14 protein-coding genes are annotated in these 13,785 nt (G+C 67.8%); 7 read left to right on the top strand and 7 right to left on the bottom strand.

The features are described from left to right. Positions 1-72: 72 nt before the first annotated feature. Complete coding sequence (locus ABVF28_RS10085; RefSeq protein ID WP_371030363.1) at positions 73-1,407, top strand: citrate synthase; 1,335 nt, start codon at positions 73-75, stop codon at positions 1,405-1,407. Positions 1,408-1,579: 172 nt separating this feature from the next. Here ABVF28_RS10085 and dapD read toward each other — a convergent pair whose 3' ends face one another. Continuing rightward, positions 1,580-2,563 (bottom strand): 2,3,4,5-tetrahydropyridine-2,6-dicarboxylate N-succinyltransferase, encoded by a 984-nt coding sequence (gene dapD / locus ABVF28_RS10080; RefSeq protein WP_371030362.1) that lies wholly within the window; start codon positions 2,561-2,563, stop codon positions 1,580-1,582. Between the two features lie 76 nt (positions 2,564-2,639). Between dapD and dapE the strand changes: the two genes are divergently transcribed. The 3 genes from dapE to ABVF28_RS10065 all read left to right on the top strand — a co-directional run bounded on the left by dapE (position 2,640) and on the right by ABVF28_RS10065 (position 5,804). Further along, positions 2,640-3,770, top strand: a complete 1,131-nt coding sequence (gene dapE / locus ABVF28_RS10075) for a succinyl-diaminopimelate desuccinylase (protein WP_104312296.1) — start codon at positions 2,640-2,642, stop codon at positions 3,768-3,770. Further along, complete coding sequence (locus ABVF28_RS10070; RefSeq protein WP_211890210.1) at positions 3,752-5,011, top strand: hypothetical protein; 1,260 nt, start codon at positions 3,752-3,754, stop codon at positions 5,009-5,011. The genes dapE and ABVF28_RS10070 overlap by 19 nt, the downstream gene beginning before the upstream one ends. A 352-nt stretch (positions 5,012-5,363) precedes the next feature. Next, a complete protein-coding gene (locus tag ABVF28_RS10065) occupies positions 5,364-5,804 on the top strand; it encodes a hypothetical protein (protein WP_146080810.1) in 441 nt (146 codons plus the stop codon). A gap of 86 nt (positions 5,805-5,890) precedes the next feature. Here ABVF28_RS10065 and ABVF28_RS10060 read toward each other — a convergent pair whose 3' ends face one another. Next, positions 5,891-6,487, bottom strand: coding sequence for a superoxide dismutase (locus ABVF28_RS10060; protein ID WP_104253631.1), 597 nt, complete (start codon positions 6,485-6,487; stop codon positions 5,891-5,893). 216 nt (positions 6,488-6,703) lie between these two features. Between ABVF28_RS10060 and ABVF28_RS10055 the strand changes: the two genes are divergently transcribed. Beyond that, a complete protein-coding gene (locus ABVF28_RS10055; protein WP_104253630.1) occupies positions 6,704-6,874 on the top strand; it encodes a DUF3117 domain-containing protein in 171 nt (56 codons plus the stop codon). A gap of 93 nt (positions 6,875-6,967) precedes the next feature. On the opposite strand, the gene ABVF28_RS10050 is transcribed toward ABVF28_RS10055, so the two are convergent. After that, on the bottom strand, positions 6,968-7,597 hold the full coding sequence (locus tag ABVF28_RS10050; protein WP_104312293.1) for an O-methyltransferase: 630 nt from the start codon (positions 7,595-7,597) through the stop codon (positions 6,968-6,970). A 133-nt stretch (positions 7,598-7,730) separates the two neighbouring features. On the opposite strand from ABVF28_RS10050, the gene ABVF28_RS10045 reads away from it, so the two are divergent. Then, positions 7,731-8,144 carry a Sec-independent protein translocase TatB gene (locus ABVF28_RS10045; protein WP_249312005.1) on the top strand — a complete coding sequence of 138 codons (414 nt, stop codon included), beginning with the start codon at positions 7,731-7,733 and terminating at the stop codon, positions 8,142-8,144. Positions 8,145-8,201: 57 nt separating this feature from the next. Here ABVF28_RS10045 and ABVF28_RS10040 read toward each other — a convergent pair whose 3' ends face one another. Genes ABVF28_RS10040 through ABVF28_RS10030 form a run of 3 tightly spaced genes read right to left on the bottom strand, consistent with a single transcriptional unit; the run spans position 8,202 to position 11,318 of the window. Beyond that, positions 8,202-9,326 carry an Mrp/NBP35 family ATP-binding protein gene (locus tag ABVF28_RS10040; protein WP_371030361.1) on the bottom strand — a complete coding sequence of 375 codons (1,125 nt, stop codon included), beginning with the start codon at positions 9,324-9,326 and terminating at the stop codon, positions 8,202-8,204. Between the two features lie 5 nt (positions 9,327-9,331). After that, positions 9,332-9,991 (bottom strand): DUF1003 domain-containing protein, encoded by a 660-nt coding sequence (locus ABVF28_RS10035; RefSeq protein WP_104312291.1) that lies wholly within the window; start codon positions 9,989-9,991, stop codon positions 9,332-9,334. Then, the gene (locus ABVF28_RS10030; RefSeq protein ID WP_104312612.1) at positions 9,978-11,318 is read right to left on the bottom strand and encodes a magnesium transporter MgtE N-terminal domain-containing protein; all 1,341 of its coding nucleotides are present in this window, start codon (positions 11,316-11,318) and stop codon (positions 9,978-9,980) included. The genes ABVF28_RS10035 and ABVF28_RS10030 overlap by 14 nt, the downstream gene beginning before the upstream one ends. Before the next feature lie 96 nt (positions 11,319-11,414). Here ABVF28_RS10030 and ABVF28_RS10025 point away from each other — a divergent pair, with 96 nt between their 5' ends. After that, entirely contained in the window at positions 11,415-12,143 is a 729-nt protein-coding gene (locus ABVF28_RS10025) for a general stress protein (protein ID WP_371030360.1), read from the top strand. Between the two features lie 16 nt (positions 12,144-12,159). Here ABVF28_RS10025 and ABVF28_RS10020 read toward each other — a convergent pair whose 3' ends face one another. Then, entirely contained in the window at positions 12,160-13,731 is a 1,572-nt protein-coding gene (locus ABVF28_RS10020; protein ID WP_371030359.1) for an aminopeptidase P family protein, read from the bottom strand. Positions 13,732-13,785: the final 54 nt, after the last annotated feature.

Below are 13,785 nucleotides of genomic sequence, written 5' to 3'. Positions count from 1 at the left end.
ATTAGGCTATGAGAACACTGCGCGTTCTGCGTGCTCGCCGGGGAGCATCCCCCACTCGCTCGAGGAGGATCTGTGACTGAACAGCACAAGCAGGCTGAGGCCCACCAGCACGAGGCGGACTCGGCCACCTTCAGGATCGGCGACAGGACCGCGGATTTCCCAGTCCTGCGCGCCACCGAAGGCGCTGACGCGGTCGACATCTCGACGTTCATGAAGCAGACGGGGTACACGACGCTCGACCAGGGCTTCGTCAACACGTCGTCGACCAAGTCCGCCATCACGTACATCGATGGTGCCAACGGCATCCTGCGTTACCGCGGCTATCCGATCGAGGAGCTCGCCTCCAAGTCGAGCTTCCTCGAAGTCGCCTACCTGCTCCTCTACGGTCAGCTCCCCACCGAGTCCGAGTACGAGAACTTCACGGATCGCATCCGCCACCACACCCTCCTGCACGAGGATCTCAAGCGCTTCTTCACGGCACTGCCGCCGCACGCTCACCCCATGTCGGTACTCTCCAGCGCGGTCAACGCGCTCTCGACCTACTACGAGGACTCGCTCGACGTCCACAACCCCGAGATGGTCGAGCAGTCGACCATCCGCCTCCTCGCGAAGATACCGGTCATCGCCGCCTACGCGCACAAGAAGAGCATCGGCCAGGCCTTCTTGTACCCGGACAACTCGCTCGACTTCGTCGACAACTTCCTCAAGCTCAACTTCGGCAACCTCGCCGAGCCGTATGAGGTCAACCCAGTGCTCTCGAAGGCGCTCGAGCGCCTCCTCATCCTGCACGCCGACCACGAGCAGAACGCATCGACGTCGACGGTCCGCCTCGTCGGCTCGACCGAGGCGAACATGTACTCGTCGATCTCAGCCGGCATCAGCGCGCTCAACGGCCCGCTGCACGGTGGCGCGAACGAGGCCGTCCTGAAGATGCTCGCGCAGATCCAGGAATCGGGCGAGGGCGTCGACCGCTTCGTCGAGCGCGTGAAGAACAAGGAAGACGGCGTCCGCCTCATGGGCTTCGGGCACCGCGTCTACAAGAGCTACGACCCGCGCGCGAAGCTCGTCAAGGAGTCCGCCGACGAGGTGCTCGCCGCCCTCGGCGTCAACGACCCGCTCCTGGAGCTCGCCACGCAGCTCGAGCAGGTCGCGCTCAACGACGACTACTTCAAAGAGCGCAGCCTCTACCCGAACGTCGACTTCTACACGGGCCTCATCTACAAGGCCATGGGGTTCCCCACGCGCATGTTCACGGTGCTCTTCGCCATCGGCCGGCTGCCCGGCTGGCTCGCGCACTGGCGTGAGGCGAACGCCGACGCCAAGACGAAGATCGGTCGCCCGCAGCAGCTGTACACGGGGGAGCCGGAGCGGCACTACCCGGAGAACCGCGGCTTCCAGCTTCTCTGACGCTGGCCGCGCGACGACAAGAGAGAGCCGCCGGAACCTGGAAACCCCTGAAAGGGCTTCCGTTCCGGCGGCTCTCGCTCTACGCTGAACGAACAAGACACTCCCCGCTCGAGCCGCACGACAGGTGGCCAGCGGGGAGTGTTGTTTCGTCTCCGAGTTGCGGGGGTTGCCGCTAGGCGTGCAGCGCGTCGTTGAGCTGGATGCCAGCCCCCGTGCGGGCCAGGGCCTCGACGGCGCCGTTGAGCGAGTTGCGACGGAACAGCAGGTTGGGCACACCGGAGAGCTCGGCGGCCTTCACCGAGCGGGGCTCACCGATCTGACCGTCGGGGTCGCTCACGCCGATGAGGGAGACCTTCGTCCCGGCCGTGACATAGAGGCCGGCCTCGACGATCGAGTCGTCGCCAAGCGAGATGCCGATGCCGGAGTTCGCGCCCAGCAGTGCGCGCTCGCCGATTCGGATGCGCTCCTTGCCGCCGCCGGAGAGCGTGCCCATGATCGATGCGCCGCCGCCGATGTCGCTGCCGGCTCCGAGGACGACGCCCTGGGAGACGCGGCCCTCGACCATGGAACGGCCGAGCGTGCCCGCGTTGAAGTTGACGAAGCCCTCGTGCATGACGACCGTTCCCGGCGCGAGGTGCGCACCGAGCCGCACCCGTCCGCCGTCCGCGATGCGCACACCCGCCGGCATGACGTAGTCGAGGAGGCGCGGGAACTTGTCGACGGCGTAGACCTGGATGCCCTCGCGCTGAAGGCCCGCGCGCGAGCTCGCCGCGAGCTCGGGGCGCATGGGCCCGACGTTGGTCCACGCGTTGGTCGGAAGGTGGCCGAAGATGCCGTCGAGATTGATGCTGTTTGGCTCGACGATGAGGTGGCTCAGGAGGTGCAGGCGCAGGTAGGCATCGACGACGCTCTCGACGGGACCGTCCAGCTCCACGGTCACCGTGACGGGGCTGACCTGGACCTGGCGACGCTCGTCATCGTAGGCGAGGGCGGCGAAGCTCGCGGGCGAGATGTGCGGGTCTCGGCCCTCTGGCAGGGCGCCGAGCGCGGGTGTCGGGAACCAGGCGTCGAGCACCTGTCCGTCGTTCGTGATGGTGGCGAGGCCGTCGCCCCACGCGGTCCGCGGGTCGTTGGAGGTTGGTGCATCGTTGGTCATGGCTCCAGGCTACCCAGCGAAGGGCTCGCGCGGGCACGAGCGGGCCCGTTCCGGTGGAGGACTTAGGCTTGAGCGCATGTCTTCTCTCGCGAGCGCCGACGCCATCGATCTGACGCGACCTTCGACCGAACTCACGAGGCTGCTGTGCGACATCCCGTCGGTGTCTGGCGACGAGGCGGCGATCGCCGACACGATCGAGGCTGCGCTCTCGCCGTTCGAGCATCTCGAAGTGCTCCGGCTCGGCAACACGATCGTCGCGCGCACGTCGCTTGGTCGCACGCAGCGGGTCGCGATCGCCGGGCACATCGACACGGTTCCGATCAACGAGAACCTCCCGACCCGCAGCGAGGTGCTGACGCCCGAGCAGGCGGCCGCGGACGTGCCGGGCACGCCGGCCGGCGAGTACCTCTGGGGTCGCGGCACCGTCGACATGAAGGCGGGTGTCGCCGTGCAGCTGCGGCTCGCGGCAGAGCTCACGGAACCCGCCGTCGACGTCACCTGGATCTGGTACGACAACGAAGAGGTCGCCTCGGACCTCAACGGCCTCGGTCGGCTCGCCGATGCGCGACCCGATCTGCTCGCCGCGGACTTCGCGATCCTCGGCGAACCCACGAAGGGGGAGGTCGAGGGTGGCTGCAACGGCACGATCCGCGTCGACATCCGCACGAGAGGCAAGCGCGCGCACTCCGCGCGCGCCTGGGTGGGCGAGAACGCCATCCACAGGGCGGCGCCGATCCTCGCGAGGCTCGCAGCGTTCGAGCCGGCCACCGTTCCCGTCGAGGGGCTCGACTACCGGGAGGGGCTCAACGCCGTCCGTATCTCAGGGGGAGTGGCCGGCAACGTCATCCCCGACGAGTGCGTCGTGCATGTCAACTACCGCTTCGCTCCGGACAAGTCGCTCGACGAGGCCGAGGCCAAGCTCCGAGAGTGGTTCGGCGACTTCGAGCTCGACTTCGTGGACCGCTCTCCCGCCGCTCGTCCCGGGCTGGACGCACCGCTCGCCCGGGGCTTCCTGGAGGCGGTAGGGGCGGAAGCCAAGCCGAAGTACGGGTGGACAGACGTAGCGCGCTTCTCGGCCCTGGGCATCCCAGCCGTCAACTACGGCCCAGGCGACCCGTTGAAGGCGCACGCGGACGACGAGCGGGTGCTGCTGACCGAGATCACGCGCGTCGAGGAGGGACTGCGCACGTGGCTGACCTCACGCTAGCCAGGACGGGGCGCGACGACTTCACCGTCGCCGCTGACACACGACCCACCTACTTCTCCTACTACTGGAATCGCCTGCCGCCGCTTGCGCAGGTCGCCATCATCTTCGCCGTCTCCCGCGTCGTGACGACCACGTTCCTGCTGGCGTTCGCATCACAGCAGCAGGAGACCTGGCAGTCGCCGGCCAAGCCCGACCTGTGGACCTTCTCGAACCTTTGGGACTCCGCCTGGTACGAGCGCATCGCGACGGGGCCGTACGGCTACTCCAGTGACCTGCCGAGGAACGACGAAGGGCAGGTGACCGAGAACGCGTGGGCGTTCATGCCCGTGTACCCCGTGCTCGTCCGCGCGCTGATGCTCGTGACGACGCTCCCCTGGGAGATCGCGTCGGTGCTCGTCGCGACGGCCTTCGGGTTCGGCGCGGCATGGGTCTTCAACCGAACGCTGGCCCTGGTCGTCGACAAGAGCACGACGTCGTTCGCGACGCTGCTCTTCTGCATCGGGCCGACGAGCCCGTTGCTGCAGCTCGGCTACGCGGAGAGCGCGCAGAACTTCTTCGTCGCGCTGCTGCTGTACCTGCTCATCAAGCGCCAGTGGCTCGTCATGCTCCCCGTCATCGTCATCGCGTCCTTCACCCGCCCGACCGGGCTCGCATGGGCCATGACGCTCGGCCTGTACTTCCTCGCTCGCTGGTGGATGCATGCCAAAGGCCGGGAGGACTTCCCGAAGCCGGAGGTCATCAAGGTCATGGCGGCCGGTCTGCTCTCGGCGCTCGCCGGCTTCGGCTGGCTCCTCATCGCGTGGGCCGTCACCGGCGTTCCGTCGGCCTACATCGACACTGAGCTGGCCTGGCGCATCCACTACACCGGCCCCATCGAGCTCGTGCCATTCACCGGCTGGTTCCACGGTGCGACGTTCTGGTTCGGGCAGCCGATCGGTGCCATCATCGTCGTCCTGTTCGTCGTCGTCGTGCTCGGCGTCATCGCGCTCCCGGTCATGCGAAGGCTCGGCATCGAGATCAGGATCTGGCTGCTCAGCTACTTCACATACCTGTTCGCCGTGTTCTTCCCGCAGTCGAGCACCTTCCGTCTGCTCATGCCGATGTTCCCCGTCCTCGGCGCGGTCGCCATCCCCAAGTCACCGCTCTATCGGGTCGGTGTGGTCGTCGTCATGCTCGTCGGCCAGCTGGTCTGGCTGTACATCTGCTGGTACACCGTGGAGGGTGACTGGACCCCGGCTTAGCCCGGTCCAAAACGTCACCGTTCCGTGGCCGGAGCGTCATCGTTTCCGGCACAGAAAGACCTGGTGAACCCTACATTGAGTGCAGGCAGCAGCACCGACGCAGCAGCGTCGACAGAACACGGGGGAGCAGGACATGGAACGAGTTGGGGCGGGGCGGATCGTGGTCATGGCGGCGGTCGGGATGCTGGCACTTTCGGGGTGTTAGGCGACACCGGGGGAGGCGGGCCCCACGACCACGTCGTCACCCACCGCTCCCTCCTCGGCGACGCCCGAGGAGACGGAGCAGCCCGCTGCGGTTTGGGCTGTCGCTTCGATCGACTCAGCGGATCAGTGCGACCAGTTCACAGAGGCCATGAAAGGCGAGCTGTTGGCTCCTGAGGTCGTGACGTTCCGGTCCATCTTCTTCGGGCAGCAGGGGGACGAGTTCGTCCAGCTCGGGGATGCAAGTGACAATGTCTGCAGCTGGACGCCGGTGAAGTCTGCCGAGCAGAAGTGGCGTGAGACGTCGCTGCACATCGCGACTATTCCCGCGAGCGAGGATTTCGACGCGGCCTCGACGTTTGACGAGTTCGAGAGCTCGGCCGAGGGGCAGAGTCTCGGGACCTCCACGTACGCGTCAGAGCCGCTTGGGGCTGGCACCGTCTACAAGCTCGAAGACGTCGTGCACGGAGAGACGGTCAATGCGGATATCTGCCACTACGTCGAGGACAGGACCGTCGTGACGATCACGCGCGAGACCGACGGGCAGTGCGTCGCGGCCCTCGAGCGGGCCGTCGCCGTCGCCAAGGGCTGACCTGCCCGCCCGAGCCCGCAGACAGCGATCGCCGCATCCAGCACGGATGCGGCAATCGTCGTCTGCGGGTTGCCCCGCTGGTTGAGCTAGGAGCGTGCGGCGTCGAGGCGCTCGCCGACGTTCTTCCAGTTCACGATGTTCCAGAACGCCTTGATGTAGTCGGCACGGACATTCTGGTAGTCGAGGTAGTAGGCGTGCTCCCACACGTCGAGCTGCAGGAGCGGCGTGACCCCGAACGGGATGTTGCCCTGCTGGTCGAAGAGCTGGAACGTCGTCAGGTTGCCGCCGGTCTGGTCGTAGCCGAGCACCGCCCAGCCGGAACCCTGGACGCCGAGGGCCACCGCGGTGAACTGCGCCTGGAACTTCTCGAGTCCGCCGAACTGCTCGTCGATGGCGTCCTTGATGCCACCCTCTGGCTCGCCGCCCTCGGGGGAGAGGTTGGTCCAGAACACGCTGTGGTTGACGTGCCCGCCGAGGTTGAAGGCAAGGTCCTTCTCGAGCTTGTTGATGTTCGCGAGGTTGCCGCTGTCTCGCGCCTCGGCGATCTGCTCGAGGGCCGTGTTCGCGCCCTTGACGTACGTCGCGTGGTGCTTGTCGTGGTGCAGCTCCATGATGCGAGCTGAGATGTGGGGCTCGAGTGCCGCGTAGTCGTATGGAAGGTCGGGAAGCGTGTATTCAGCCACGGAAAGTCCTTTCGATCATCTGGCAAGAGCAGGAGGCGTCGTCGACGCCAACGCCTTTCGACGCTACACCTCGCTTCTGGTCGTTCCCCCGTCGATTCCCCGCAAATCTGCGTGCATCCAGAACACGACTTTTCACATTCCGGAGGGCCGAATGCACACTCCGTCCACGAATTTGGGATACTAGGAGGACACTGCACAAATCTTGGAGGCGCAATTATGGCCGCGATGAAACCGCGTACTGGTGACGGACCTATGGAAGCCATCCGCGAAACACGGCTGATCATCGTCCGTGTACCCCTCGAGGGTGGCGGGCGCCTCGTGGTGTCCGTCAACGACGACGAAGCACGCGAGCTTCGCGATGCGCTGAGCTCGGTCGTCGGCGAATAGCCGTTCCGCACGAAGCAGATGGGCGTCGACCATTCGGTCGGCGCCCTTCTGCTGTGCCTGCTCGTCTGCTGTGCCTGCTCGGGGCCCTCTTGTCTAGCGCAGCTTCGTGAGCTGCAGGATCCCGCCGTCAAGAGGCAGGAGTGAGAGCCGCAGGTCGTCTTGCAGGTCGAACTCGGCGTAGAGCGCGCGGAGGCCGCTCGTCAGCGCATCGCGGCGGGCCGGCGATGCCACCTTGCCGCCATTGAGCGCGCCGAGTGCCACGATCGTGCCGCCCGGGCGGATGAGCCGGAGTCCGTGCTGCAGGTGAGCGCCGATGTGCGCCACGTCGCCGCCGATGACGACGAGGTCGTACCCGCCCTCCGTCATGCGGGGGAGCACGTCCTGCGGGTGGCCCGTGATGAATCGGAGGCTCGCGCCTCGCGCACCCGCCGAGATGAGCAGGCGACGAGCGTGGCCGAGGTACTCGGGCTCGGCATCGATGCAGGTGATCGTCGCGCCGGGCGCGCCGCGCCAGACCGCGTGGGTCAGTACTCCCGCCCCGGTGCCGATCTCGATGATCGTGGATGCGCCGGTGGCGGCGGCGAGGAACGTCAGATGGGCGGCGGCTGCCGCCGAGGGGAGCGGGAGTCCGAGTTCGAGCGTCAGCTGACGAGCATCCCGGACGAGGGCATCGTCCACGATTCGCTCGTTGATGTAGCGCGAGCTGAGCTCCAGTTCAGACATTCTCCAAGACTAGCGTCGGCCTGGCCCTCGGGGCCCGAATGGGAGTCCCAGCTGGCGTCCCTCGAGTGCCGTGTTGGCGCAGACCAGAGCCTATGATGGGACGGTGTTTGGGCTGACGTTTGAGAAATTGCTGTTGATCGGCATTATCGCGGCCTTCATCATCGGTCCCGACAAGCTCCCGAAAGCTGCCGAGCGTCTCGCTGATGCGGTCAAGTGGCTTCGTGGTGCGTCCACGAACGCCAAGTCGCGCATGAAAGAGGAGATGGGCGACGACTTCGCGGACGTCGACTGGCGCAAGCTCGACCCCAGACAGTACGATCCCCGCCGCATCATCCGCGACGCGCTCCTCGCTGAAGACGAGCCCGTGGCCCCTGAACCTGCTGTCGCGAAGCCGACCTCGACAGGAGCGGCTGCGAGCACCGCGGCGCTGGCCGCTGGAGGAGCCGCCGCCGCGATCGGCGGTGCTTCGCGACCGAGCTGGGCAGCAGGCGCCGCTCCAGCTCCCGCCGTGGTCGGGCCCGTGCCCTTCGACGGCGAGGCGACCTGATCCTGACGCCCTTCGACGCTCACGCGGTCGGGCGCGCTGCATGTCTGCCAGCCCTGTCTAGACGAGCGACACGGGCAGCCTGCGCCCGCTGAGCCCCCTCGGCTGGGCGAGCAGCGCTTCCGCCGCCTGCTGCAGGGCGATGCCCGCCGGAGTGGTCGGTGCGTGCCGGAGCAGGGGCGTGCCTGCATCGCCGGACTCGCGCAGAGACTGGCTGACGGGCACTTCGGCGAGCAGCTCGACGGGGGAGCCGTCTTCGCTCAGACGATCAGCGACCGCCCTTCCGCCGCCCTCTCCGAAGAGCGCGACACGCTCACCGTCGGCCGAAGCGAACGGCGACATCGTCTCGATGACGCCGATGACGCGCTGGCCGGTCTTCCTGGCGAGCGCACCCGAGCGCCACGCGACTTCGGCCGCCGCGGCCTGGGGTGTCGTGACGACGACGACCTCGGCTCCCGGCAGCAGCTGTCCGAGGGAGATGGCGATGTCGCCGGTTCCCGGCGGCAGGTCGAGAAGCAGGACGTCGAGGTCGCCGAAGTACACGTCGGTGAGGAACTGCTCGATCGTGCGGTGCAGCATCGGGCCGCGCCACGCGACCACCTGCGCGTCGTCGCCGAGGAACATGCCGATCGAGATGAGCCTGACCCCGTGCGCCTCAGGCGGCACGATCATGTCGCCGACCCGAGTGGGCGAGACATCTTCACCCAACCCGAAGAGACCCGGAATCGAGTATCCGTGCACATCCGCGTCGATGAGGCCCACGCTGAGCCCGCGTCGAGCGAACGCCGCGGCGAGGTTCGCCGTCACCGTCGACTTCCCGACACCGCCCTTGCCGCTCGTCACGGCGATGACACGCGTCAGCGAGTCCTTGCCGAACGGATGCACGCGTCCGGCTCGCGAGCCGCGGAGCCGTTCGGTGAGCGCGGTCCGCTGCTCGCGCGTCATGACGCCCACCACGAGCTCGTAGGGCGCGCCGTCGATGACCGACTCGATCGCAGATCGCACGTCCCGCTCGATCTGGCGGGCAGCAGGACAGCCCACGATCGTGAGGCGGAGCTCGACCTCGAACGACCCGTCCCCGCGCTCGTCGACGCGCTCGATCATGCCGAGCTCGGTCAGCGGTCGACGCAGCTCAGGGTCGCTCACCTCGCCGAGCGCGCCCCAGATGTCCGCAGCGACGGTCACGCCGCTCACACCTGCTCTTCTGCCGACTTTGCCGCGCGCTTCCTGTCCCGGATGGCTTCCGCACGTCGCCTCGCTGAGTCGCTGACCCGCTGCTCTTCGCGCGAGATGGTCTCAGAGCCCTCCTCGTCGGGATCATCGAGGTCCTCGATGTCCTCGAGCAGGGCGCGCAGCTCGGCCCGGATGAAGTCCTTGGAGGCCAGATCCTTGGTCAGGACGCGCAATGCCACGATCTCGCGCGCGAGGTACTCGAGGTCGGCCGAGTTGCGCTCGGCGCGCTGCCGGTCCTGCGCGATCTGCACGCGGTCGCGGTCATCCTGCCTGTTCTGGGCGAGCAGCAGCATGGGGGCCGCGTAGGACGCCTGGAGCGAGAGCATGAGCGTGAGGGCGATGAAGCCGAGGTCGGCGGAGTCGAAGCGTAGCTCGATGGGTGCCATCGAGTTCCACACGACCCAGAAGATGACGAACAGCGACAGACCGACGAGGAAGGCGGGGGTGCCCATGGCTCGGGCGAACGCCTCCATGCCGCGGCCGAACGCATCGCTGCGCTCGTGGTCGCGGTTCTCTGAGTCGTCTCCACGAGCGTCACGCCTCGGCTTCGGGCGCGGCCGACGGAGGTGGAGGCCCTTGACCTTCGGGCGCTCGAGATCGTCTTCACGACGTGCCATGAGTCCTCCGGACCACTGGAGAGTTCGCGGGGGCGGTGACGGCGCGCTTCGTGCCGACACGCTGCGAGACGCGGCTGGGCACGACCTCGCCTTCCGCGTCGACCTGTCGCCAGTCCTCTGGCAGGAGGTGATCGAGGACGTCGTCGATCGTCACGACGCCCACGAGGCGGTGCGCCTCGTCGATGACGGGCAGCGCGACGAGGTCGTAGCTCGCGAGCACACGAGCAACCTCGGCGTCGCGCATCGTCGTCGGCGCTGGCTCCATCTCGCGGTCGAGGATGGTGTCGAGGCGCTCGTGCGGCGGATATCTGAGGAGCCGTTGGAAGTGCACGAGGCCGAGGTACCGGCCGGTCGGCGGCTCGTAGGGGGAGAGGGTCACGAAGACACTGGTCGCGAGAGCAGCCGGGAGGTCCTTCCGGCGGATCAGCACGAGCGCCTCTGCCACCGTGGCGTCCCCGGGGAGGATGACGGGATCGGTGGTCATGAGACCACCAGCGGTGTCCGGTGCGAACTCGAGGAGCATGCGGACCTCTTCCGCCTCCTCCGGGTCCATTCGCTGCAGGAGCGCCTCGCTCTTGACCGCGTCCAGCTTGGCCACGAGATCGGCGGCGTCATCAGGCTGCATCTTGTCGAGCACGTCAGCCGCATGCTCCTCATCGAGCCACTCGATGATCGTCACCTGATCGGACTCCCGCATCTCCTCGAGCACATCCGCGAGCCGCTCGTCCGGCAGCATGCTCACGACCTCCTTGAGGCGTGCATCCGGCAGATCGAGGAGCGCTGTCGCGAAGTCGCTCGGCTTCATGTCGGAGTGAGCCGTGAGGAACTGGGTCGCCGCCTGCTGCTCACCGAGCGTCACCTCTGGAGTGACCTCGTCCCACGTCGCGAAGCGCGTCGGGCCGGTGCCGAAGAGCTGCTTGCTCTTGCGAGGCAGGCGGACGAACAGCTGGCCCACGTTCCAGTACCCCTGCGCGTCCTCCTCGATCTGGACATCCTCGATGGTGCCAGTCGCCGTCCCGTCGTTGAAGGTCACGGAGCGGTCAGCGAGGTCCGCGAGCACACGCACCTCCTGCCCGTGCTGCACGAACGGGCGCGAGTCGATCTCACCGCTCACGACGATCTGCCCCGAGCCGATCGACTCGACCTGACGGATCGGGATGAAGATGAGTCGCTTGCTCTTCGTCTCGACGACGAGCCCGTTGACGCGCGGGGAGTGCGCTGCGCGGTACTCGACGATGACGTCGCGCACCTTGCCGATGCGGTCGCCGTCCTCGTCGAAGACGGGGCACGCGGAAAGTCGCGCTGTAAAGACCTTGGAGACGCTCACGGGCCAATGGTAGTCGCCCGTGAGGGCTCGCCAGCCGAGAGCGAACATGTGACCGGGCCGCCGCGTTTCCTACTGGCGTGCTGAGAGAATGGCGGCATGACAACCCCAGGCACGACGACACGTGGCGCGCGCAGTCGGTTCCCGAAGGTCCCAGAGGGCGACGTGATCGCGAGCCTCGAGAGCTACGAGGAAGCCCGCGCCGTCGTGGACGGTCTCGCGAAGCAGGACTTCCCGGTCTCGACGGTCTCGATCCTCGGCAGTCACCTGCGCACCGTCGAGCGGGTCACGGGCCGCATGTCGTTCGGCAAGGCGGCGCTCGGTGCGGTCGGCACAGGCGTCATGCTCGGTCTCTTCGTCGGGCTGCTCGTGCTCATCGTCACGCCCGGGGTCGGCTTCGAGACCCTCATTGCGATCCTGCCCGTCGCGATCGGCTTCTCCGTGATCTGGAGTGTCATCGGATACGCGGCGAACCCGCAGCGTCGGCAGTTCACCTCGGTCATGCAGGTCGTCGCGACGCACTTCGACGTCGTCGTGCCGCGGGAGCACGCCGGGAAGGCGCGCGGTCTCCTCGGCACGCAGCAGGCACCTGCCGCTGCGGTGCCAGCCCAGCAGGCGCCGGCTCACGTGCCGCCCGCCGCACCTCCCGCGCAGCAGCCCGGACTCGACGCGCCGGCAGCTGACGCGGCGAGCACGGACACCGAAGCTGCCCCCGCAGCGCCCCGCCGCACCTACTCAGAAGCGCAGGCCGAGCTGCGGCGCCTCGAGCGCGAGAAGCGCGACCAGCAGGCAGACCAGGGACGGCCGGGGCCCAACGGCACGTCCTGAGCCAGCGGCCCCGCCGCTATTCGCCGTGAAGCCTCGCGAACCACGACTCGACATCCGCAACCGTCCGCGGAATGGCTGACGAGAGTTTCTCGGCGCCGTCGGCCGTGACGAGGATGTCGTCCTCGATGCGCACGCCGATGCCCCTGAGCTGCTCTGGCACCGTGAGGTCGTCCGGCTGCAGGTACAGCCCCGGCTCGATCGTGAACACCATGCCCGCCTCGAGCACGCCGTCGAGGTAGAGCTCGCGGCGCGCCTTCGCGCAGTCGTGCACGTCGATGCCGAGGTGATGGCTCGTGCCGTGGACCATGTAGCGGCGGTACAGCTGCTCGGCGGGGTCCGTCTCGCCGACCCCCAGCGGCATGCCGAGCTCCTGCGTGCGCTTGGCGATGACCTCCATCGCCGTGTCATGGATCGTGCGGAACGTGATCCCCGGGCGAACGATCGCGAACGCGGCATCCGCGGCCTCGAGGACGATCTCGTACACGAGGCGCTGCTCCGCGCTGAACCGTCCCGTCACCGGGATCGTCCGCGTGATGTCCGCCGTGAACAGCGAGTCGACCTCGACCCCCGCATCCACGAGGATCAGCTCGCCTGGGCGCACCGCGCCGGAGTTCTTCGTCCAGTGGAGGATGCAGGCGTGGCTCCCGGAGGCCGCGATGGTGTCGTAGCCGACGTCGTTGCCCTCGAGGCGCGCCCGCTGCTGGAAGACGCCCTCCACGATCCGCTCACCGCGCGGATGGGCGGACGCCTGCGCCAGGGCCGCGACGATGTCGTCGAAGCCCGCGGCCGTGGCCGCGACGGCCTCGCGCATCTGGCCGATCTCGTAGGCATCCTTCACAAGCCTGAGCTCGCTGAGGTCCTGGGCGAGGAGGGCGTCGTCGGCGAGGAGCTCATCGAACTCGGCGTCGGGGAGCGACATGGTGCGCCGAGCCTCGTCGACTCGGTCCGTGAGCGCAGCATCGGCCTCGCGAAGCACGAGCGTGCGCGCGTCCGTCACCAGACCGAGCTCGGAGAACTCGGCGAGATCCCGAGCCGCGACGTCGAGGTCGGCGGCGGTCTGCGCGAGCGACGGCCGTGGGCCGATCCAGAATTCGCCGATCTCGGAGTTCGCGTAGAACTCGTCGCTGTCGCGGCCGGCGCGTTCGCGGAAGTACACCGTCGCGTCGTGGCCGTCGTCGACGGGGTCGAGCACCAGGACGGCGCCAGGCTCGGCGTCCGAGCCCCACCCCGTCAGCTGCGAGAAGGCGGAGTGCGCTCGGAAGCGGTAGTCGGTGTCGTTCGAGCGCTGCTTCAGACTCCCCGCTGGGATCACAAGCCGCGCGCCCCGATGACGTGCGGAGATCGCGTCGCGGTGGGCGGCGGCTGTCGGCACCGACACTCGGGCCTCCGGCAGCGGCTCGTCGCGCTCTGCCCAGCCGCGCATGATCTGCGACCGGAACACGTCGCTCTTCGGCGTCGTGCTGCGGTTCTCGTTGGCAGGCGCTTCGACGGCCTGCGCGCCTTCGTCCACGGCCGATGCCGCCTCCGTGGCGGATGCTGTGGCAGGTGCTGTGGCGGACAGGGTGCGGGAGCGGTCGGAGGTAGTCACCCCACCATTGTCGCGCGGAAAACTGGACGACGCGGTCACCGTCGAGGCGCTCTC

Origin of the sequence: Pseudoclavibacter sp. JSM 162008 (genome assembly GCF_041366455.1) — a bacterium.
In the GTDB taxonomy this organism is placed as follows: domain Bacteria; phylum Actinomycetota; class Actinomycetes; order Actinomycetales; family Microbacteriaceae; genus Pseudoclavibacter.
Note: the sequence above shows the minus strand (reverse complement) of the source record. Positions and strands in the feature narration are given on the sequence as shown.

Excerpts from the sequence above, each read along its gene's own strand:
- dapD (WP_371030362.1), bottom strand. The coding sequence starts at position 2,563 with ATGACCAACGATGCACCAACCTCCAACGACCCGCGGACCGCGTGGGGC.
- dapE (WP_104312296.1), top strand. The coding sequence starts at position 2,640 with ATGTCTTCTCTCGCGAGCGCCGACGCCATCGATCTGACGCGACCTTCG.
- ABVF28_RS10065 (WP_146080810.1), top strand. The coding sequence starts at position 5,364 with ATGAAAGGCGAGCTGTTGGCTCCTGAGGTCGTGACGTTCCGGTCCATC.
- ABVF28_RS10055 (WP_104253630.1), top strand. The coding sequence starts at position 6,704 with ATGGCCGCGATGAAACCGCGTACTGGTGACGGACCTATGGAAGCCATC.
- ABVF28_RS10050 (WP_104312293.1), bottom strand. The coding sequence starts at position 7,597 with ATGTCTGAACTGGAGCTCAGCTCGCGCTACATCAACGAGCGAATCGTG.
- ABVF28_RS10035 (WP_104312291.1), bottom strand. The coding sequence starts at position 9,991 with ATGGCACGTCGTGAAGACGATCTCGAGCGCCCGAAGGTCAAGGGCCTC.
- ABVF28_RS10025 (WP_371030360.1), top strand. The coding sequence starts at position 11,415 with ATGACAACCCCAGGCACGACGACACGTGGCGCGCGCAGTCGGTTCCCG.